Below are 21,669 nucleotides of genomic sequence, written 5' to 3' on the forward strand. Positions count from 1 at the left end.
ACGCAATGGAAATCAATTGAATGCGGCGCCTTTGCGCTTTATTGTCTGAGGCGCAATTGATTGATGAAAGTAGCGTATGGAGATTGATAAGGATTTCACCTATACCGAGTCCCTGATTGCCTGTCCGGAATGCGACCTTATTCATTCGGTCCCGTCGATCAGGGAGGGGGAACAGGGTCGGTGTGTTCGCTGCGGCGCGCTGCTTTTTGTCCGCCATAAAAACAGCCTCGACCGGTCGCTGGCCTTTGCGCTTACCGGACTGATGTTTTTCATTCTCGCAAATATTTTCCCCTTGCTGACATTCGAAATGGAAGGGCAGTCAGAGTCGAACCGGCTGATTGACGGCGCCATCGCCTTCTGGAATGCCGGCTATTGGGAACTCGGGATTGTTGTCTTTATTTCCAGCGTGGTTGCGCCGCTCGCGGTGCTGCTGGTGTTGATCACCTTGTTGCTGCCCATGCAGTTTGGCCGGTCTCCTTTCAGCCCGCAATTCCAGATCCGCCTGCTCACTCATCTGAAACCCTGGGCGATGTCGGAGATATTCATTCTCGGTATTATCGTTGCCTTCGTGAAATTGCAGGATTTTGCCGATGTCAGCGTCGGGCTGTCGCTGTTTGCCTTCGTCCTGATGGTGGCGGCGACGGTAATGGCCTATCTCACCCTTGATGAGGATGCGCTCTGGTCCCGGCTGAAGGAGATCCGCGCATGACCGCCCCAGTCACGGCAAAGTCAATCGGCGCCATTTCCTGCCATGTCTGCGGGCTGTTGGTGTCCAGCCGACTCACGACCACGCATAATGCCCGTTGCCCCAGATGCGATGCGCGCCTTCATAGCCGCAAGGTCAACAGCCTGAGCCGGACATGGGCCTTACTGATCGCCGCGGGTATTCTGTATGTACCGGCCAATGTCTATCCGGTGCTGACGCTGATCTCCTTCGGGCGGTCGACGACGAATACAATTATGGGCGGTGTGATAGAGCTGGCGCATTCTGGCCAGATGGTGATTGCAATCATTGTCTTCGTTGCCAGTGTCTTTGTGCCGATCTTCAAAATTGCCGCTTTACTTTTTCTGGTAGTTTCGGTGCAATTGCGCCTTAAAGTACAACGACGGAAGCGGGCAGTGCTCTATCGCTTTACGGAATTTATCGGCCGCTGGTCCATGATCGATATCTTCATGATATCGATCCTGATAGGACTGGTGAAGCTGCAGGCGCTGGCAACGGTGACGGCGGGACCGGGCGCCATTGCCTTTGCCGCCGTGGTGATTATTACGATGTTCGCGGCCATGACCTTTGATCCGCGTTTGATTTGGGATGACGAAGGGGACGACTATGACGGATGATAGCGGGCAGAAACTGCCGGAGGCGAAGGTACGCCGCGGCTATGCGAGCCTGATGAGCATCTGGATCGTTCCGGCAATTGCGCTTGCGGTTGCCGGCTATCTAATTTTTCAGGCGCTGTCGGACAGAGGCTCGGAAATCTCCATCATATTCGACAACGCGGAAGGCATGGTGCCGGGCAAGACCCAGCTGAAGTACAAGGACGTGAATATCGGAACCCTGAGCCGCATTGACATTCTCGACGATGAGGAGGGGGTGTCGATGGTGATCGATGTGACACGGGAAGCCGATAAATATCTGACGGATACGGCCCGATTCTGGGTTGTGTCGCCCGCGATCGGCTTTCAGGGCATCACCGGCCTGCAAACCCTTCTGTCCGGTTCCTTTATCGAGATCGATCCGGGGAAGGGCGGCGAACGGAAAACCAAGTTTACGGGCCTTCGGACGGCGCCCGTCATTACCTCCACCGACAAGGGCACGGAGTATATCCTTTCCACCGAGAAGCTGAGCAATATCAATCGCGGTACCCCGATCATTTACAAGGGGCTACAGGTCGGCAGCGTGCTCGGCTATCGCCTAGCCGACGACCGGAAGGCCATAGATGTTTATGCCTTTGTACAGGAGCCCTACGATGATCTGGTGCTTGAAGGGACAAATTTCTGGAATGCCGGCGGCATCAATGTCTCCGTCTCAACCTCCGGAATTGAACTCGGGGCAAATTCGCTGCAGTCTCTCGTTGCGGGGGCAATTGAATTCGGCACACGCCATATTTACGAGAGCACGTTCAAGGCGGAATCACGCCATAGGTTCAAGCTGTATGACAATGAACAGGCAAAGGACGATGCCCGCTTTACGGAGAAGGTTGTCTATGTCCTCTATTTCGACGGCTCCGTCAGTGGTCTCACAGTAGGTGGCAGTGTCGAGTTCAAGGGGATCAAGGTCGGCAGCGTGCGCGATATCAGCTTGGAAATCGACGAAGCGAACCAGAAATACTACATTCCCGTCCTGATCGAGATTGAGCCGCAACGCATAAAGCTGACGGATGACGGCAAGAAAATCCGGTCGGTTGTGGAGAGGCGGGAATTGCGTCAGAAAATCATCAAGGACCTGATCCAGCGCGGACTGAAGGCGAAGCTTAAAAACGCCAATTTCCTGACCGGGCAACTGATTGTCGATCTCGATCTCGTGCCGGACAAGCCCGCCGTCTATGTCTCCACCAGCGATCGCTATCCGGAAATTCCGACGGTCCCGGCGGATTTAGAGGAAATTACTTCATCCGTTGCGCAGTTGATGGCGAAGCTCGACAAGCTGCCCATTGAGCGGCTTGGCAAGAGTGTGATCGGCACGATGGAGGGGCTGGATAAATTCATAAATTCCGGCGAGTTGCAGACTACCATCGCGGAGTATCGCAAGCTGGCGGTCTCTATCCGTGTGGTGGCGGAGAATATCGACACCAAGACCCTGCCGAATATTGGCAAGACCATCGACGGCGTCCGTGAGGCCATCCAGAAAATTGACGCAACTCTGGTGTCGGCCGAGACAATGTTCACTTCTGTCAACGGCCTGATTGCCGATGGCTCGCCCTTCAAATATGATCTGATGAATATGTTGCAGGAACTGGCGGCGGCCAGCCGGGCCGTCCGCAGCCTCGCCGATTTCCTGGAACGGAACCCGAGTTCCCTGATCAGTGGAAAGAGATAAGTCAATGTCCCTATTTCATCTGCGCCCGTTGGGGCGGTACCTCGTTATCCTCCTGCTGATCGCCCTGCCGGTTGCGGCCTGCGGCGGCCTGCCGGGATCGGCGCCGACCAATTTCTACATTTTGCAGACCACCTCGGAACTGAAGACGGAGGGGACGCCCGTGCAACTGGCTGACGGGGCGACAGTCGGCATCGGGCCGGTGCAGATACCGGGCTATGCGGACCGGCCGCAGATTGTGACGTTCGGCAGCGGGTCCGCGATCAATGTCTCCGACTTCGATCACTGGGCGGAACCTTTGAGTGACGCCATCAAGCGGGTGCTGACCAGCAATGTCGCTAATCTGGTCGGGGCGGAGAGCGTCTTCTCCTATCCGGCGGATTTCCGCCCCGATAAACAATCGCTTCAGGTCGCCGTCAATGTCATAGATATCACCGAAACCGGAACGGGCGTCGCGCGGCTTTCGGTGCGTTGGCATGTGAAGGCGCTTTATGACAACAAGGTCCTGTCCCGTCACGCCAAGATTTATGAAACACCGGCGACTCCCGGCGACTATAACAGCTATGCCAAGGCGTTGAGCCAGCTTCTGGGCAAATTTGCGCAGGATATTGCAGCCTCGCTCAACGGGCTGAACCTCTCCTCATGATGAAAACGAACGTCCTTTTCGTCACCCTGGATCAATGGCGCGCCGATCATCTCGGGGCGACCGGCAACCCGACCCTACAGACGCCGAACCTGGATGCGCTGGCTGGGGAAGGTGTGACCTTCCTCAACCATTATACCTGCATTGCGCCTTGCGGCCCGTCGCGGACGACATTTCTCACGGGTATGTATCCCAGCAATCACCGCTCCATCCGGAACGGGACGCCGCTTAATCACAGCCTGACCAATATCGCGCTGGAAGCCCGGAAGGCGGGCTATGACCCGACCCTGTGGGGCTATACGGATACGACGCCGGACCCTCGCGTGCTGGGGGAGGATCATGAGGCGTTCCTGACCTATGAAGGGGTGTTGCCGGGCTTCACAGTGGGACAGCAACTAGCCGAGAACTCGATCCCCTGGCTCGAGTATCTGGCGGCGAAGGGTTATGAGGTGCCGGGGCCGGGCTATGCGATCTATCACCCAGACCCCGCTTATAAACTGCCGCCGGGCCGCCATCCGTTATCGGCGCCGAGTCGCTTCAGGGCGGCGGATAGCGAGACCCATTGGCTGGCCGATAGGCTGATTGACGGGTTGCAGAAAGCGCCAAACTCTCCCTTTTTCCACCATCTCACCTTCTTGCGACCGCATCCGCCCTTTATCTCGCCGCCCGAATATCATGACTTATATGATCCGGCGGAGATGGCACCACCGGTTCATGCGAGCACCCGCGACGAGATGCGCGGCCTGCATCCGGCCCTTGCGCTGATGTATGAAGCCATTCCGCAGGACGCTTTCTTCATGGAAGGGGAAGGGCGTGCCGTCGACCTTGATGACGCGGCGGTTATGCAGATTCGTGCCACCTATCAGGCGCTGATCACAGAGGCGGATAACAACCTCGGCCGGGTCATCGCGACGTTGAAAGAGCAAGGCCGCTATGACGATACGCTGATCATCGTCACCTCCGATCATGGGGAGCAGCTTGGCGATCATTATCTCTGGGGGAAAATCGGCTTTTATGACGAGAGTTTCCACATCCCCCTGATCATCAAGCCGCCCCAAAGCTGGAAGGCCGATACCGGACAACAGATAAGCGAGTTTACGGAGTCCGTTGACCTGATGCCGACAATCCTGGACGGACTTGGGGTGCCGGTCCCGCGCCAATGTGACGGCCATTCGCTGATGCCCTTTATACGCGGGGAGACGCCGGCGACTTGGCGCCGCGCCGTCCATTGGCTCTATGATTTCCGCGATCCGGTCACCGGGATGCCGGAAAAAATGCTGAATATCTCCTCCGCGGAGTGCAATCTTCTCGTTCACCGGGATGCCGAGTTCAAATATGTGCATTTCGCATCGCTGCCGCCCTTGTTATTCGATATGAAGAATGACCCGGACGAAACGCGCAACCTCGCGGAGGATCCCGATTATCAGGGGGTTGTGCTCGATTGCGTGCAGGAGCTTCTTTCCTGGCGGATGCGCTATGAATATGGGGAGCTTGTAAATTTGAGCGCGTCGAAAAACGGCCTTGTCGGCCATCGGCTCTATTAAGAGGCGGAGATAGCATGGGCAATATCGCCGAGAGAAAGGAACTGATTGCCACGGTGCGGAAAATGAACGCGCTTGGCATCAATCAGGGAACCTCCGGTAATGCCAGCGTCCGCATCGACGGAGGATACCTGATCACCCCCTCGGGCATGGCCTATGACGATCTCACGCCCGAGGATATCGTCGAGATGTCCCTTGACGGGGAAGCGGCCGGACATCGCAAACCCTCCAGCGAATGGCGCTTTCATCAGGATCTTTTAAAGGCGCGGCCGGATTTCGGTGCCGTGGTGCATACCCATGGCAAGGCTGTCATGACTCTCGCCTGCCAGCGCCTGGAGCTGCCGCCGTTTCACTATATGATTGCAGTCGCGGGCGGAAATACCATACGCTGCGCAGACTATGCGACCTTCGGCACGCAGGCACTGTCCGATAACGCATTGAGAGCGATTGAGGGACGCAAGGCCTGCCTGCTCGCCAACCATGGACTGCTGGCGGGGGAGGCAAGCCTCTCGCGAGCGTTGTCGCTCGCCGTTGAGGTGGAAACACTGTGCGAGACCTACTGGCGCATCCTCCAGATCGGTGAGCCAGTCTTGCTCAGTGAGGCGGAAATGGACGCGGTGAGGGAACAGTTTAAAAAGGGCTACGGTATGCCACAGGGAGGGAATTGAGATGGCCAGCAGGTTGGCGGTAACGGCGCGATTTGATGTGATACCCGGCCAGGAAGCGGCCTTTATGAAGGAAATGCGGAAGCAGGCGGAGAACTCCCTCAGCCTGGAGCCCGACTGCCATTATTTCGATATCTGCGTCGATGTGGATAATCCCGGCCGCATCCTGCTGTATGAGCTGTATGAAGATGCCGCTTCTTTTGACGAGCATCTCGCCTCACGTCACTTCGCCGAATTTATCGAGACGGTCACACCGATGATCTCAGGCAAGACAATTGAACGCTGGAACCGGCTGTAAATTCGGCCAATGCCCGATAGGGGCTATCGTTCGGCGTCAAATTTCGCTAGAAAAATCACCTGAAACTGATTTGGAGGAAAACAATAATGACAATGACACTATCCAAAACCGATTTTCTGAATTCCGTCGGCACGGTCTATGGACCCGGGGAATGGTTCAAGATCGATCAGGAACGCATCAATAAATTCGCCGAGGCGACGGATGATTTCCAGTTTATCCATGTGGACCCGGAACGTGCGGCCGCGGAAACGCCGTTTGGCACGACCATTGCGCATGGCTTCCTGACCCTGTCGCTACTCGCCGGACTGGTTCCGAAAATCCAGCCGAAGATCGAGAATGTCCGCATGGGCATCAATTATGGTATCGACAAGCTGCGTTTCCTGCAGCCGGTCAAGGTGGATAGCGAAATTCGCGCCTCCGCCAAGATCCTCAGCATCGACGAAAAACGCCCCGGCCAGTATCTCACAAAAACCGAGGTGACGATCGAGATCAAGGGTGAAGAAAAGCCGGCCCTGATCGTTGAATGGCTTGGCATGTCTTTTGTTGACGAATAAAAAAGTCACATAAATCCAGAAGATTAAGGAGAGAAGATGAGCATTCGGTTTGATGACAGGGTGGCGATCGTCACGGGCGCCGGTAACGGCCTTGGCAAGAGCCATGCGTTGCAGCTCGCGGCGCGCGGTGCGAAAGTGGTCGTCAATGATCTGGGCGGTGCCGTCGACGGTAGTGGCGGCTCATCCGATGCGGCGAAGGCTGTTGTGGCCGAGATTGAGGCGGCGGGCGGTGAGGCAATCGCCAACGGCGCCAATGTCACGGACATGGCACAGGTCGAGGCCATGGTGGCGGAAACCATGGCAAAATGGGGACGCGTTGATATTCTCGTGAATAACGCCGGGGTGCTGCGCGATAAATCCTTCTCCAACGTCGAACTGAATGACTTTTCCTTCGTTCTGGATGTGCATCTGATGGGCTCGGTCAACTGCTCGAAGGCGGTCTGGGGCATCATGCGGGAGCAGAATTATGGCCGCATTGCCATGACGACCTCTTCCAGCGGGCTTTATGGTAACTTCGGCCAGACCAACTATGGCGCGGCCAAGATGGGCGTGATTGGCCTGATGAACACGCTGGTGATCGAGGGCGCGAAGTACGGCATAAAGGTCAATGCGCTGTCGCCTTGCGCCGCGACCCGCATGACCGAGGATATAATCCCTGAAAATCTTCTGGAACTGCTGACGCCGGAATCCGTCACCCCGGCACTTCTCTATATCGTCTCTGACGACAGTCCCAACCGCACGATCATCACTGCGGGCGCGGGCACATATGCACGCACCATCGTTTATGAGACAGGTGGAAAATGGCTGCCTGAAGAAGACCGCACGCCGGAGAAAATTGCCGAAAACTGGGCAGAAATCGCCGATCCGGCCACGCAGGCCGAATATACCAGCGGCAATGACCAGACGACGAATATGCTGACCAAGGCCGCGAACGGCCTCGGCATCAAAATCTAGGCGTTCTTCAGGAACGGGAGATTGAGGTTATTCTCCCTCGCGCATTCTATGGCCTCCTCATAACCGGCGTCGGCGTGGCGCATCACGCCCGTCGCCGGATCATTGAAGAGAACGCGGGCGATCCGTTCGTCCGCCTCTTTGGTGCCATCACAGACAATTACCATCCCGGCATGCTGGGAAAAGCCCATCCCGACCCCGCCGCCATGATGCAGGCTGACCCAGGTCGCGCCGCTCGCCGTGTTGAGCAAGGCATTCAGGAGCGGCCAGTCAGAAACCGCATCTGATCCGTCCTGCATCCCCTCCGTCTCCCGGTTGGGGCTGGCGACCGAGCCACTATCCAGATGGTCGCGGCCAATCACGATGGGGGCGGAAAGCTCGCCCGATCGCACCATTTCATTAAAGGCGAGGCCGAGACGGTGGCGCTGACCTAAGCCCACCCAGCAGATGCGCGACGGCAGCCCCTGAAACTTTATGCGTTCCTTCGCCATGTCGAGCCAGTTGTGAAGATGCGCGTCATCGGGGATCAGCTCCTTCACCTTGGCGTCGGTCTTGAAGATATCTTCGGGGTCGCCGGAAAGCGCCGCCCAGCGGAAGGGTCCAATCCCCCGGCAGAAGAGCGGGCGGATATAGGCGGGAACAAAGCCCGGGAAATTGAAGGCGCTGTCGACCCCTTCCTCCAGCGCGACCTGACGGATGTTGTTGCCGTAATCAACGGTCGGGATACCGCGCGCCTGGAAATCCAGCATCGCCCGAACCTGCACCGCCATGGATTTGCGCGCCGCAATCTCGACGGATTTGGGATCATTTTCCCGCATCTGCTCCCACTGGGCGAGGGTCCAGCCCTGCGGCAGGTAGCCATTGACCGGATCATGGGCGGAAGTCTGGTCGGTCACGAGATCAGGCAGCATGTCGCCTTCCAGAATTTCCGGAAAAATATCGGCGGCATTGCCAAGCAGCCCGACGGAAACCGGCTTCCCCCGCTGTATCGCGTCCCGGATAATGGCGAGTGCTTCAGACAGGCTCTCGGCCTTTTCATCGAGATAGCCTGAACGCAGGCGGAAATCAATGCTGCTGGGCCGGCATTCAACGGCAAGCATGGAGGCGCCGGCCATGGTCGCGGCCAGCGGTTGCGCGCCACCCATGCCGCCAAGGCCGCCGGTCAGGATCCATTTGCCCGACAGGTCGCCGCCGAAATGCTGTCGCCCAGCTTCGGCAAAGGTCTCATAGGTGCCCTGCACGATGCCCTGGCTGCCGATATAGATCCAGGACCCCGCTGTCATCTGGCCATACATCATCAGGCCTTTTTTATCGAGCTCGTTAAAATGGTCCCAGTTGGCCCAATGCGGCACGAGGTTGGAATTGGCAATCAGGACGCGCGGGGCATTCTCATGGGTCTTGAAGATGCCGACGGCCTTGCCGGACTGGACAAGGAGCGTTTCATCGGCATTGAGATCGCGTAAGGATCGCTGGATCTGATCGAAGCACTCCCAGTTGCGCGCGGCGCGGCCAATCCCGCCGTAAACCACCAGTTCCGCCGGGTTTTCCGCGACATCGGGATCGAGATTGTTCATCAGCATGCGGAGCGGCGCCTCGGTCAGCCAGCTCTTGCAGGAAAGTTCTGGGCCCGTCGGGGCCTTGATCACACGGCTGTTGTCGCGTCGGTTCGTCATGATGGCATTCCTTTATGTAGCGATGCGGTCCCGCCCGAAGTCGAGCAGCGTCTTGAGAATCACGATAAGGGTCGACTGAAGCGCGGCCGCCTTGTCCGGAAGATAGCTGTAGGGCGGCGTTTCCATCATGTAATCCTCCTGGGTAAGTTCCATCTGCAGCGCGTGGATGTTGGCTGCCGGGTCGCCATAATGGCGGGTGATATAGCCGCCCTTGAACCGGCCGTTGACCGCATAGCTGTAGGGAGAGGCGGCGGCGATTTTCTCTACCGCCTGCGTTAGGGCCGGATCGGCCGAGATTCCGTCCCCCGTTCCAATATTCAGGGTCGGCAGGCGCCCGTCAAAAAAACGCGGGATAACGGAACGGATGGAATGGCAGTCATAGAGCAGCACATAGCCATGCTTGGCCTTGATCCGCTCGATCTCTTCCGCCAGGACATCGTGATAGGGCTGCCAGAAGACACCGTGCCGTGTCTCGATTTCCTCGATGTCCGGCTCCAGCCCGTCCTGATACAGCTTGCCGTTATCAAACAGCGTTGTCGGGCAGAGTTCCGTAACACTCTGGCCCGGATAGAGGGAAACTCCCTTCGGGTCGCGGTTGAGGTCGATCACATAACGTGAAAACCGCGCCGTCAGCACCGTGGCGTCGAGCGTTTCCGCCATATCCCGATAGAGGCGGTCGATATGCCAGTCCGTATCCGGAAGCGCCTTCGCCGCCTCCGTCAGGCGTCTCTCGATGGATGCCGGGACTTCAAGGCCGACATGGGGCTGGTTGAGGAGAAGGGGGGAAGATCCCCTAGTTAAGGTAAAAACTTCGCCCTGCATGCTAACTCTCCAATGTATCGGGAAGAAAATCGGCGAACTCTTTTCTGAGCGCGCCGCTCATCACCAGCTTTTTCGCGGCCTCGATATCCGGGGCGAAGAACCGGTCTTCCTCGTAGGACGCGGCAATCTCGCGGATTTGCGCATGCAGCTTTTCAAGCGGGGCGGAGGTTTTCAGCGGACTGCGGAGCTCAATTCCCTGTGTCGCCGCAAGCAACTCGATCCCAACGATCGTCGCCGTATTTTCCGCCATGCGCAGGAGCCGCCGCGCGCCATGGGTCGCCATGCTGACATGGTCTTCCTGATTGGCGGACGTCGGGATGCTGTCGACGGAGGCAGGGTAGGCCTGCTGCTTGTTCTCGCTGGCAAGGGCGGCCGCCGTCACATGGGCGATCATGAACCCGGAATTGATCCCGGCACTGGTCACCAGAAAGGCGGGCAGGCCGCTGATCGAGGTGTCGACCAGCATGGCGATGCGCCGCTCGGACATGGAGCCGATCTCGGCAATGGCGAGCGCGAGATTGTCGGCGGCGAGGGCCACCGGTTCAGCGTGGAAGTTTCCGCCCGAAATCACCTCGCCGGTTTCGACGAAGACAAGCGGATTATCGGAAACGGCATTGGCCTCGATCATCAGGATAGCTGCAACATGGCGCATCTGGTCAAGACAGGCGCCCATGACCTGTGGTTGGCAGCGCAGGCAATACGGATCCTGAACCTTGGTGCATTCCTCATGGGATTTGCGGATTTCGCTCCCCTCGATCAGTGCGCGGTAGCTGGCCGCCATTTCCATTTGCCCGATCTGGCCCCGTGCCGCGTGAATGCGGTTGTCAAAGGGTGCATCGGTGCCTTGCGCGGCATCAAGGGAAAGGCTACCGGCGAGGGTCGCGGCGGCGAGAAGTTTTTCCGTCTCGAACAGTCCGGCGAGGGCGAGGGCGGTTGACACCTGCGTGCCGTTCAACAGCGCGAGGCCTTCCTTCGGTCCCAGTGCAAGAGGTGTCAGCATCAGCGCCTTTAGCGTTGCGTCCGCGGGCACAATTTCCCCGTTCAAGCGAACATTGCCGACCCCCATCATGGCCGCCGTCATATGGGCAAGCGGCGCGAGATCGCCCGACGCACCGACTGAACCCTTGGCCGGGATGCAGGGATAGATGTCATGATCAAGGAACGTCATCAGCGCCTCGATTACGCTCAGGCGAACGCCGGAGAAGCCGCGGGCGAGGCTTGCCGCCTTCATCGCCATGACGAGACGCACGATATTATCGCCCAGGAGGGGCCCCGTGCCGGTCGAATGAGAGAGGACGAGGTTTTTCTGCAACGCCTCCAGCTTGTCGTGCGGGATGACCTCCTGGGCAAGGCGTCCAAAACCCGTATTGATGCCGTAAACCGTCTTGTTCTTGTCAACGATTTCCTTAACGGTGGCGGCGCCGGCGTCCACAGCATCGCGGCAGGCAGGATCGAGGGAGAGACTGTATCCGCCTTCATAAATCATGCGAAGCTGGTCGATGGTAAGGTGACCCGGGGACAAAAGAATTGAAGTTGAATCGCCGTTCATTACTGACCTCCAAAAATCCGGGAATAGAGTGGGTTAGAGCCAATAGCCTGCGTGAGTTCCGAGGGATGCTCGATATCCCAGATGGCAAGGTCGGCCTGCTTGCCGACTTCCAGCGTTCCGATCTCAGAGGAAAGGCCGAGCGCCTTCGCGGCGTTGCGGGTGAACCCGGCCAGCGCCTCCTCCGGTGTCAGGCGGAAAAGCACGGCGGCCATGTTCATCATCAGCTGCGGGTTTGTCGTGGGCGAAGATCCGGGATTACAATCGGTGGCGAGCGCCATTGGCACGCCATGTTCGCGGAACAGCTTGATCGGCGGTTTCTGTGTTTCCCTGAGGTAATAGAAGGCCCCGGGCAGGATGACCGCAACCGTACCGGCCCTCGCCATTTCCTTCACGGCCTTTTCGTCGATATATTCCAGGTGGTCGGCGGAGAGCGCCCTGAAATGCGCGGCGAGTTCCGCCCCGCGCTGATTGCTGAGCTGCTCCGCATGAATCTTGACCGGAATGTTCATCCTGTCGGCAGCCTTGAAAAGCTGGCGCACCTGGTCCTCGGAAAAGGCGATTTTCTCGCAGAAGGCGTCGATAGCGTCGACAAGGCCGAGCGCGTGAATGGTCGGCAGCATTTCGTGAATAACCTTCGCCATATAGCCGTCGCTGTCGCCCGCGAATTCTGGTGGCAGCGCATGGGCGCCGAGAAATGTCTTGAGAACCCGGACCGGATTGATCTCCCCAAGATGTTTTGCTGCTTCCAGCATTTTTACCTCATTCTCGAGATCAAGGCCGTAGCCAGACTTGATCTCGACCGTCGTCACCCCGGCGCTGATCAGGGCCTGCAGACGTGTCTGGCTTTCGGCGGCCAGATCGCTCTCGCTCGCCTCTCTTGTGGCCATGACCGTGGAGAGAATGCCGCCGCCTTTTGCCGCTATTTCTTCATAGGTTGCCCCGTTTAACCCCATCTCGAACTCCTGAGCGCGGTTGCCCGCATAGACAAGATGGGTGTGACAATCGATCAGGCCAGGGGTGATCCAGCGGCCCTCGAGATCGATGACCTCCGGGGCGTCGGGCAGGCCGTCTTCTGCAAGGCCGAGCCAGCTGATCCTGTCACCGGTCACGGCGAGGGCATCGGCGTCAATCGCGCCATAGGGTTCGCCACCGGGTGTCATGGTGGCAAAATGTGCGTTGATGAAAAGTCTGTCGCAAGCCGCTTTCGCCATTCTCCCCGTACCCTCTATTTTAAATTTGTATATACAAATTATTATGATAAGATTTCTCTTATGATCAAGCATTTTTTTGACGAAATACTGTTGTCTAACGGTTGGCGGCGAAATCAGTTCCTTGATATCTCCGAAAGTGGGGAAATTCTCGCTATAGGAGACGGAACCGCGAAGGAAGCGGAAGTGATCCATCGGGGATATGCGGTGCCGGGCATCGCCAATGTACATTCCCATGCGTTTCAGCGTGCGATGGCGGGCCTTGCGGAAGCGGCGGGACCAGCGGCGGACAGCTTCTGGAGTTGGCGTCAGGTCATGTATGGCTTCCTGCGCACGATCACGCCGGAGCAGCTGGAGATAATCGCGTCGCAGCTTTATCTTGAAATGCTGAAGGCGGGGTTCACCTCGGTCGGGGAGTTCCATTACCTGCACCATGACAGGGATGGCACGGCGTACGCTGACCCCACGGAGATGAGCGGTAGAATTCTTGCGGCGGCGGAGCGGACGGGCATCGGCCTGACGCTGCTGCCGGTACTGTACCGCTACAGCGGGTTCGGCGGGCAGGACCCGCAAGATCATCAGCGCCGGTTCATTATGGAGGGAGATGAATTTCTCACTCTCGTGCAACGCTTGCAGAACCGGTCGCAGGGAAACGATTCCACTCTAGTTGGCGTTGCGCCGCACTCGCTGCGCGCGGTGGATCCGGCCTTGCTGCAAATGCTCCTTGCCGGAATCCCAAAGAACATGCCTTGTCATATACATATCGCTGAGCAGCAGAAAGAGGTCGCGGATTGCCTTGACTGGTCGGGTGCGCGGCCCGTCGAGTGGCTCGCCGAAAATATGCCGCTTGATGATCGCTGGTGCCTCATTCATGCCACCCATATCACGGAGACGGAGCGGCGGGGCATCGCGCAGTCCAGGGCGGTTGCGGGACTTTGCCCGATCACGGAGGCAAATCTCGGTGACGGCATTTTCCCGGCAGGAGAGTTTCTGGACGATGGCGGGCGGATCGCGCTCGGGTCGGACAGCAATATCTATATTTCCCTGGCAGAGGAAATCCGGCTGCTGGAATATGGGCAGCGCCTGACGAGAGAGCAGCGCAATGTCCTTGGCGATGAATCCCGCTCAACCGGGACACGGATATTTTCGGCGGCACTTTCCGGCGGGCATCAGGTGCTTGGCCGTCCGGGGAAGGAAGGCCTGCAGGTCGGTGGTTACGCAAATTTCGTCCTTCTCGACGGGGACCACCCGGCGCTTCTTGGCAAGCCGGCGCGAAAAATCCTCGATAGCTGGCTGTTCGCCGGCGATAACTCTGTGGTAAAGGATGTCGCGGTCAACGGCAAGCTGGTGATCAAGGATCGCCACCATGCGGAGGAGGAGGCAATCACCCATCGCTTCCGCCGCGTGATAACGGAGCTGGCGGCCGGACACTAGATTTGGACAGCGTAATGAATAACATTAATGACCTCAGAATAAAAACTTCCGGCCCGCTCTATCAGCAGATCAAGGACCTGATTCTTCACAAGATCGGCACGGGAGAGTGGCGCGAGGGCGACAGGATACCGACGGAACATGCCCTTGTTGAGGAGCTGAAAGCCTCCCGCATGACCATTAACCGGGCGCTTCGGGAATTGACGCAGGAGGGGGTTCTGGCGCGGCGGCAGGGGTCAGGCACCTTTGTCGCGCCGAGCAAGCTTGAATCAGGATTATTGGAGATCCGCAATATTGCGACGGAAATTGCCGCGCGCGGTGGGGACCATAGTGCCGAACTCCTGAGCCTGCTGGAAATTGCGGTTCCGGCCGAGCTTGAGGACCTGATGGTCGGGCAGGGGGATCGTCTCTATCATTGTCTGATGCTGCATTCTGAAAATGGCGTACCGGTGGAGCTGGAGGAACGCTATGTCAATCCGTCCCTTGTTCCGGCCTTTATCGAGCAGGATTTTTCGGACGAGACACCAAGCGGCTTCCTAATCCGCACCATGCCCTACAGCCATGCCGACCACCGCATCAGTGCCGATATCCCGACGGACGAGCAAAAACGCCTGCTCCGCCTGAAAGAGGGGGAGCCCGTCCTCACGCTGGAGCGGCACACCTACGCTGGGGAGCAGATGATCACCACGGTCCGGCTCTATCATCCGGGCAGCCGTTTTGCTTTCGGCGGAGCCTTTACCGCCGATCGCTAGACATTCGAATCGGGTAAGGAGGCCTTTCGCTTCGCCATGAACTCCTGCAACGCCTCATCAATGCCCTGATCGAGGGCGGGCGCCTGATAGTCGGCGAGCATCTGCTTCCAGATGGCGTTGGCGCGCATGGCCGTGTCCTTGGAGCCGTCCGCCTGCCATTGTTCGACCGAGTTGTTGTCGGCGGTGCGGGACCGGTAGAAGGCATCCTCGAAATTCGCCTGCGTATGGGCGCAGCCGAGGAAATGGCCGCCCGGCCCGACCTCCCGCACCGCATCCATGGCCTGGCCATTCTCGCTGACATCAATGCCACGCGCCAGCACTTCCATCATTGCGCATTGATCAATATCCATGACGAATTTCTCGTAGGATGAACAGAGCCCGCCCTCGAGCCAGCCCGCCGCATGAAGCGAGAAATTCACGCCCGAAAGAAGTGTCATCAGCAGCGTTTGCGCACTCTCATAGGCGGCCTGCGCGTCCGGCAATTTGGAGGCCGTAAAGGATCCGCCGGAGCGGAACGGCAGGTTCAAACGCCGAGAAAGTTCCGCTGCCCCATTCAGGACGAGGCTGCTTTCCGGAGTGCCGAAGGTTGGCGCGCCCGACTGCATCGAGATGGAACTGACGAAGGTGCCGAAAATGACCGGCGTGCCCGGCTTGATGATTTGTGTGAGGGCGCAGCCCGCTAAAGCCTCTGCGAGTAGTTGCGACAGGGTGCCGGCTCCCGAAACCGGGCTCATGGCGCCCGAGAGGATAAAGGGGGAGACGACGCAGGCCTGATTATTCGCCGCATAGGTCTTGAGCGCGCCCAGCATGGTCGCATCATAGGTCATGGGGGAGTTGGCATTGATCAGGTTCAGCATCACGCAGTTGTTTTGCACGAACTCCTCCCCGAAGACAAGGGAGGCCATATCCACGCTGTCCTGTGCCCGTTCTGGCGCGGTGACGGAGCCCATGAAGGGCTTGTCGGAATATTTGATATGGCTGTATACCATGTCGAAATGCCGCTTGTTGACGGGCAGGTCGACCGGCTCGCAGACCGTGCCACCGGAATGATGCATGGCGGGTGCCATATAGGCGAGCTTCACGAAATTTTCGAAATCCTTGATCGTGCCATAGCGGCGACCCTTGTCGAGATCATGCACGAAGGGCGGGCCGTAGACTGGTGCCAGTACCGTATTATTGCCGCCGATCTGGACACTGTTCGCGGGATTTCTCGCATATTGGGTGAACTCGGCTGGCGCGGTTTTCAAAAGATCCCGGCAGAGGCCTTTCGGGAAATGCACGCGTGCACCCTGCACATCCGCCCCGACGGATTTCCAGAGCGCCAGCGATTCCGGGTCATCGCGGAATTCAAGGCCGATTTCCTCAAGGATCGTGTCGGCATTCGCCTCGATAATCTCAAGTGCCTCATTGCTGGTGAGGTTGGTAACGGGAATATTCCGCTTGATATAGGGGATATGGCGGGCGTTGTTGCTTGCCCGTGCCTCACGGCGGGCATCGCGCCCTCTCCGATTGCTGCGACCTTCTCTTGCACTCATGATTTCCTCCAGCTTGTCTCACCAGACAGAAGCGCGTCTTTCATGAAATTAAATCGGATATCCGCGCGCGGACTAGCCAGTGGGCGTCTTTTTCCGGATTTCTCTGGCGAATATAGAACAGTCGCCGAATGGCACGTCAGGGCGGGTGACAGGCATGACGGCTAAGGAACAGGGAGCGTCGGAGACCTGTTAGCGATTTAAAAGCGCAATCGCCACGGTGGACGGAGGGAAAATCTATGCCTCTCGGGCATGCTGCAGGGCAAAGGGGACGGACAAAATGAAATCACATGCGCGGGTAGTTGTCATTGGCGGCGGCGTTGTCGGGGTCAGCACGGCCTATCACCTGACCAAGAAGGGGTGGTCCGATGTGGTCCTGCTGGAACGGACGGAACTCACCGCCGGATCAACCTGGCATGCAGCAGGCCTCCTCCCGCTCTTCAATATGAGCTATGCCGTCGGGCAGATCCATAAATACAGCGTCGACCTTTATAAAAGGCTTGAGGCCGAGACCGGGCAGAATGTCAGCTTCCATGTCACCGGGAACCTCCGTCTTGCGACGAACAAGGAACGCATGGATGAATATCTCAAATACTGCGGCACCGCGAACACCATTGGCGTGCCGTATGAGATCATCACGCCGAAACAGGTGAAGGAGCTCTGGCCGCTTTCTGATACCGATGGTCTGGTCGGCGCTCTCTATCATCCCGATGACGGCCATATCGCGCCGGTGGATGTGACCAACGCCATGGCGATCGGCGCGCGGAATGGTGGGGCGGAGATCAACCGCCATACAGAGGTTCTCTCCATTGAGCAGCAGAAGAACGGCGAATGGCTGGTCCGCACCAACAAGGGCGATATCACCGCCGAGCATGTGGTCAGCTGCACCGGCAACTACGCCCGCCAGACGCTCTCCATGGTTGGTCTCGATATTCCGGTTATCCCCGTGGAGCATCAATATATTGTCACCGACGAGGTGCCGGAACTGATCGAGCGCAAGAAGGCCGGCCTGCCGGAAATGGCCGTCCTGCGGGAGAGTGACGCGTCTTATTACCTGCGGGAGGAACGGCAGGGCTATATCCTCGGTCCGTATGAGAAGGGTGCGCCCGCCTGTTTCGTTGATGGCGTCCCGGATACCTTCGGGCAGGATCTGTTCCCCGGCGATCTGGAACGGCTGATGCCGCATGTGGAGGCGGCGATCAAGCGCGTACCGACCTTTGCCGATGCGGGGATCAAGGATATCGTCAACGGCCCCATCGCCTATACCCCCGACGGCAGCCCGATGATCGGCCCGGCCTGGGGCCTCAAGAATTTCTGGATCAACGAAGGCCATAGTTTTGGCGTAACAGCGGCGGGCGGCTCCGGCTGGCAGCTCGCCGAATGGATCACCGAAGGCGAGCCCGGCATCGACATGATGGATGTCGACCCGCGCCGCTTCGGTGCCTATGCCACCAAGCCTTATACCAAGATCAAGAATGAGGAATGCTATGAGCATGTCTTCGTTATCCATTATCCCGATGAGGAACGCGGCGCGGGACGCCCTCTAAAAATGAGTCCCTGTCATGACCGCATGGCGGCGCGCGGGGCGGTGTTCGGCCAACGCTATGGCTGGGAACGGCCCAACTGGTTCGCGCCAAAAGGGGTGGAGCCGAAGGATCAATGGAGTTTTCGCCGCTCCACCTATTTCGAGCATGTCGGTAATGAAGTTATCAACACCCGCACAAATGCCGGGCTGATTGACATCACCAGCTTTTCGAAATTCGAGGTGACGGGACCGGGGGCGGAGGCCTATCTCGACCGGCTTGTCTGTCGCAAGCTGCCGAAAGGAATCGGGCGTATTAATCTCTCCCACGCGCTGAATAAGCGGGGCGGTATTCGCTCCGAATTCACCATCATGCGAGACGGGCCGGAAGCGTTCTATCTGGTCAGTTCCGGGGCGGCGGAACGATTTGATCATGATTATCTGCTGAAGCATTTACCGGATGACGGCTCGGTCCGCCTCGATAACGTCACAACGGCACATGGGGTGCTGGTGCTGGCGGGGCCGAAATCCCGCGATATCCTTCGCAAAATCACCGATGCCGACCTTTCCAACAATGGCTTTAAATGGCTGACCGGACAGCATATCACCGTCGGTCTGGCGCCTTGCCGGGCCCTTCGCGTTAATTTTGTCGGCGACCTCGGCTGGGAGCTGCATCACCCGATCGAGTACCAGAACCATATCTATGACGCGATTGTGGAGGCGGGGGAGGAATTCGGCCTCGGCATGTGCGGCATGCGCGCCATGGACAGCCTGCGCATGGAAAAGAACTATCGTATGTGGGGGCAGGACCTGACCCGTGAATATTCCGTGTTTGAGGCCGGTCTGGAGCGCTTCGTCCATCTCGACAAGGGCGATTTCATCGGCCGGGACGCGTTGATCAGGCAGAAGGAAGAGGGCGTGCCCCAATCCTTTGTCTGCCTTGAGGTGGACGGAATCACGAATGCCGATCCGCTCGGGAACGAGCCGCTTTACGATACAAGTGGAAATATTGTTGGCCGGGCAACCGCAGGAGCTTATGGCCACTGGGTCAAGAAGAGCCTGGCGCAAGGGTACATCAAGGCCGGGATGGAGGCCATCGGCACCCGGCTGGAGATCGAAATCCTGGGGACGCGCTATCCCGCGACCGTCATTGAGGAATCGGTCTTTGACCCTGAAAATGAACGGTTGAGGGCCTGAAATTTGGAGGCTTTGTTCCAATTTCGACAAAAGTGTCGCAGGAAAATTATTCCATGTCTGCGCGGGAATAGTTTTGCGCGGCGGCTTATATGACACTTTTTGGATAGAGCAGAATGCGTTTTTATTAGTCTGTGGAGATTTCGATGGAAGATGATGATATTGACCTCTCGGCCCTGGATGACGGGGAACTCGTCGAACAGATGCATGATGATTTGTATGACGGACTGGCGGATGAGATTTGCGAGGGGGTGAACATCCTTCTGGAACGCGGTTGGGAACCCTACAGGGTCCTGACGGAGGCTCTGGTTGAAGGGATGCGCATTGTCGGCATTGATTTCCGGGACGGTATCCTGTTCGTGCCCGAAGTGCTGTTGGCCGCCAACTCGATGAAGGCGGGTATGGCGATCCTGAAACCGCTGCTCGCTGAAACCGGCGCGCCAAAGGCCGGGAAGATGGTCATTGGCACCGTCAAGGGCGATATCCATGACATCGGCAAGAACCTTGTCATCATGATGATGGAAGGCGCGGGCTTCGAGGTGGTGGATCTCGGCATCAACAATCCGGTCGAAAAATATCTTGAGGCGCTGGAGGAACATAAGCCCGACATCATCGGCATGTCGGCGCTGCTGACGACCACCATGCCCTATATGAAGGTCGTCATCGACACGATGAAGGAAAAGGGCATCCGCGACGATTATATCGTCATGGTGGGTGGCGCCCCGCTGAATGAGGAATTTGCCGAGAGTGTCGGGGCGGACGCCTATGGCCGGGATGCGGCCATGACTGTGGAGATTGCCCAGAAAATGGTCGCCGAACGCCGCGCGGCCTGACGCCAGGGGCGGAGGAGCGTGAAATGACAACTGCGCCGGGGAAAACGCTTTTAATCGCCTGCGGCGCGCTGGCAGAGGAATGCTTCGCCGTGATCCGGGCGAATGGCTGGGATCATATGGAGGTGACCTGCCTGCCGGCCAAGCTGCATAACCGGCCCGCCCTAATCCCGGAGGCGATGCGGAAAAAAATTCATGAAAATCGCGACCGGTTCGATCAAATTCTCGCGCTCTATGGCGATTGTGGAACGGGCGGCGGGCTGGACAAGGTGCTGAATGAGGAAGGCGTTGAGCGGATTGCCGGCGCGCATTGCTACGAATTCTACACCGGTGCGGCGGCGTTTGCGGCAATTGCCGATGCGGAACCCGCCACCTTTTATCTAACGGACTTTCTCGCCCGGTATTTCGATAGGCTGATTATCGAGGGGCTCGGCATTGACAAGCACCCGGAGCTGCTGCCGCTTTACTTCGGCAATTATGAAAAGCTGCTCTATCTATCCCAGATCGACAATGCGGAACTGCAGGACAAGGCGCGGGCCGCGGCGGAGCAGCTCTCCCTTGACTATGAATACAGGTTTACGGGGCTTTCCGGCCTGGGGGACTTCCTGAACCAGAAGGCGGGGTAGGGCGATGGCGCAACTTTCCATTCTGTATTGGCGCGATATTCCGTCCCAGATCGTAGTCAAGCAGGGGCGGCAGAACGCCAAGATCCTGCTTTCCAGCCGGTTTCAGGAGGCAATCGACATGGCCGCCATGCGCGACAAGTCCCATGACAGCGACGCCTATCTGGAAGGATGGCGCAAGGGCGACCCCGAAAGTGTTGACGGCGATCTTCAATCATTGGCGGAGGCATGCGCTACGTCCCTTGAGGCGGCTTATGATGACGCGGCCCTCCGGGCGCTGGTCGTCTCCGGCGGCCGGAAGGAGACTTGATGCCGAAATCCGCCTACCAGCCCGCAAGTCGCAGTCCTGTGACCCGCTCGCGCGCCTTCTATTCGGTGCGGCTATGGTCCGTGCGCCATTCCCGCGGGCTGGAGCGAATCTACAAGCTTCTGGCGGGTGTTTTTCTGAAACTGCACCCGTTCTGGAAGTTCGTTGGATACAAGCGCGCTGAAAAGCCGGTGGTGCTGATTGAGAAGACAGTGAAGAGCTTTCTTTTCGACTGCCGGATGTGCGGGCAATGCGTGCTCAGCGATACCGGCATGTCCTGCCCGATGAACTGTCCGAAATCCCTGCGCAACGGTCCATGCGGCGGGGTGCGGGCGAACGGCAACTGCGAGGTGGAGCCGGATATGCCCTGCGTCTGGGTGCAGGCCTGGAAGGGCAGCCGGAATATGCGGGCGGGAGATAACATCCTGCATGTCCAGCCGCCGGTCGATCATTCCTGGCGCGGGTCCTCCGCCTGGCTGCGGGCAACTGCCCAGTCTGCGGAAGAGAAAGACGCGCAGAAAACAGAGGCCGGTTGAC

General features: G+C 58.2%; 21 protein-coding genes. 16 read left to right on the forward strand and 5 right to left on the reverse strand.

Going from position 1 to position 21,669, the window contains the following annotated elements; genetic code table 11:
• Positions 1-76 precede the first annotated feature (76 nt).
• The 9 genes from J0X12_RS08690 (at position 77) to J0X12_RS08730 (ending at position 7,692) form a co-directional block, all read left to right on the forward strand.
• Complete coding sequence (locus J0X12_RS08690) at positions 77-709, forward strand: paraquat-inducible protein A (protein WP_207044352.1); 633 nt, start codon at positions 77-79, stop codon at positions 707-709.
• Complete coding sequence (locus J0X12_RS08695; RefSeq protein ID WP_207044353.1) at positions 706-1,341, forward strand: paraquat-inducible protein A; 636 nt, start codon at positions 706-708, stop codon at positions 1,339-1,341. The genes J0X12_RS08690 and J0X12_RS08695 overlap by 4 nt, the downstream gene beginning before the upstream one ends.
• The gene (locus J0X12_RS08700) at positions 1,331-3,040 is read left to right on the forward strand and encodes a PqiB family protein (protein ID WP_207044354.1); all 1,710 of its coding nucleotides are present in this window, start codon (positions 1,331-1,333) and stop codon (positions 3,038-3,040) included. Before J0X12_RS08695 ends, J0X12_RS08700 begins: the two co-directional genes overlap by 11 nt.
• Positions 3,041-3,044: 4 nt before the next feature.
• Positions 3,045-3,683 (forward strand): PqiC family protein, encoded by a 639-nt coding sequence (locus J0X12_RS08705; RefSeq protein WP_207044355.1) that lies wholly within the window; start codon positions 3,045-3,047, stop codon positions 3,681-3,683.
• Positions 3,680-5,224: an alkaline phosphatase family protein gene (locus J0X12_RS08710; protein ID WP_207044357.1), complete on the forward strand. Its 1,545-nt coding sequence runs from the start codon at positions 3,680-3,682 to the stop codon at positions 5,222-5,224. The genes J0X12_RS08705 and J0X12_RS08710 overlap by 4 nt, the downstream gene beginning before the upstream one ends.
• A 14-nt stretch (positions 5,225-5,238) precedes the next feature.
• Positions 5,239-5,889, forward strand: coding sequence for a class II aldolase/adducin family protein (locus tag J0X12_RS08715; protein WP_207044358.1), 651 nt, complete (start codon positions 5,239-5,241; stop codon positions 5,887-5,889).
• Position 5,890: 1 nt separating this feature from the next.
• Complete coding sequence (locus tag J0X12_RS08720) at positions 5,891-6,184, forward strand: putative quinol monooxygenase (RefSeq protein WP_207044359.1); 294 nt, start codon at positions 5,891-5,893, stop codon at positions 6,182-6,184.
• An 86-nt stretch (positions 6,185-6,270) separates the two neighbouring features.
• Entirely contained in the window at positions 6,271-6,738 is a 468-nt protein-coding gene (locus J0X12_RS08725; protein ID WP_207044361.1) for a MaoC family dehydratase, read from the forward strand.
• A 36-nt stretch (positions 6,739-6,774) separates the two neighbouring features.
• Entirely contained in the window at positions 6,775-7,692 is a 918-nt protein-coding gene (locus tag J0X12_RS08730; RefSeq protein ID WP_207044363.1) for an SDR family NAD(P)-dependent oxidoreductase, read from the forward strand.
• Here J0X12_RS08730 and hutU read toward each other — a convergent pair.
• The 4 genes from hutU to hutI are packed head-to-tail and all read right to left on the reverse strand — an operon-like array spanning position 7,689 to position 12,944.
• A complete protein-coding gene (gene hutU / locus J0X12_RS08735; protein ID WP_207044365.1) occupies positions 7,689-9,362 on the reverse strand; it encodes a urocanate hydratase in 1,674 nt (557 codons plus the stop codon). The genes J0X12_RS08730 and hutU overlap by 4 nt on opposite strands.
• Positions 9,363-9,374: 12 nt before the next feature.
• Positions 9,375-10,184 (reverse strand): N-formylglutamate deformylase, encoded by an 810-nt coding sequence (hutG, locus tag J0X12_RS08740; protein WP_207044367.1) that lies wholly within the window; start codon positions 10,182-10,184, stop codon positions 9,375-9,377.
• A 1-nt stretch (position 10,185) separates the two neighbouring features.
• Entirely contained in the window at positions 10,186-11,733 is a 1,548-nt protein-coding gene (gene hutH, locus J0X12_RS08745; RefSeq protein WP_207044369.1) for a histidine ammonia-lyase, read from the reverse strand.
• Entirely contained in the window at positions 11,733-12,944 is a 1,212-nt protein-coding gene (hutI, locus tag J0X12_RS08750; protein WP_207044372.1) for an imidazolonepropionase, read from the reverse strand. Before hutI ends, hutH begins: the two co-directional genes overlap by 1 nt.
• A gap of 60 nt (positions 12,945-13,004) precedes the next feature.
• On the opposite strand from hutI, the gene J0X12_RS08755 reads away from it, so the two are divergent.
• The gene (locus J0X12_RS08755; protein ID WP_207044376.1) at positions 13,005-14,375 is read left to right on the forward strand and encodes a formimidoylglutamate deiminase; all 1,371 of its coding nucleotides are present in this window, start codon (positions 13,005-13,007) and stop codon (positions 14,373-14,375) included.
• A gap of 14 nt (positions 14,376-14,389) precedes the next feature.
• Complete coding sequence (gene hutC / locus J0X12_RS08760; protein WP_207044379.1) at positions 14,390-15,124, forward strand: histidine utilization repressor; 735 nt, start codon at positions 14,390-14,392, stop codon at positions 15,122-15,124.
• Here the strand turns inward: hutC and J0X12_RS08765 are convergent.
• Positions 15,121-16,659 carry a trimethylamine methyltransferase family protein gene (locus J0X12_RS08765; protein WP_207044381.1) on the reverse strand — a complete coding sequence of 513 codons (1,539 nt, stop codon included), beginning with the start codon at positions 16,657-16,659 and terminating at the stop codon, positions 15,121-15,123. The genes hutC and J0X12_RS08765 overlap by 4 nt on opposite strands.
• 277 nt (positions 16,660-16,936) lie before the next feature.
• On the opposite strand from J0X12_RS08765, the gene J0X12_RS08770 reads away from it, so the two are divergent.
• The 5 genes from J0X12_RS08770 (at position 16,937) to J0X12_RS08790 (ending at position 21,668) form a co-directional block, all read left to right on the forward strand.
• Complete coding sequence (locus J0X12_RS08770; RefSeq protein WP_207044383.1) at positions 16,937-19,375, forward strand: GcvT family protein; 2,439 nt, start codon at positions 16,937-16,939, stop codon at positions 19,373-19,375.
• A gap of 143 nt (positions 19,376-19,518) precedes the next feature.
• Positions 19,519-20,205 carry a corrinoid protein gene (locus tag J0X12_RS08775; RefSeq protein ID WP_161316454.1) on the forward strand — a complete coding sequence of 229 codons (687 nt, stop codon included), beginning with the start codon at positions 19,519-19,521 and terminating at the stop codon, positions 20,203-20,205.
• A gap of 23 nt (positions 20,206-20,228) precedes the next feature.
• A complete protein-coding gene (locus J0X12_RS08780) occupies positions 20,229-20,828 on the forward strand; it encodes a DUF1638 domain-containing protein (protein ID WP_207044385.1) in 600 nt (199 codons plus the stop codon).
• A gap of 4 nt (positions 20,829-20,832) precedes the next feature.
• Positions 20,833-21,135 carry a virulence factor gene (locus J0X12_RS08785; RefSeq protein WP_207044386.1) on the forward strand — a complete coding sequence of 101 codons (303 nt, stop codon included), beginning with the start codon at positions 20,833-20,835 and terminating at the stop codon, positions 21,133-21,135.
• Entirely contained in the window at positions 21,135-21,668 is a 534-nt protein-coding gene (locus J0X12_RS08790; protein ID WP_207044388.1) for a methylenetetrahydrofolate reductase C-terminal domain-containing protein, read from the forward strand. The genes J0X12_RS08785 and J0X12_RS08790 overlap by 1 nt, the downstream gene beginning before the upstream one ends.
• Position 21,669 lies beyond the last annotated feature (1 nt).

Source organism: Sneathiella sedimenti (genome assembly GCF_017313765.1).
Taxonomy (GTDB): domain Bacteria; phylum Pseudomonadota; class Alphaproteobacteria; order Sneathiellales; family Sneathiellaceae; genus Sneathiella; species Sneathiella sedimenti.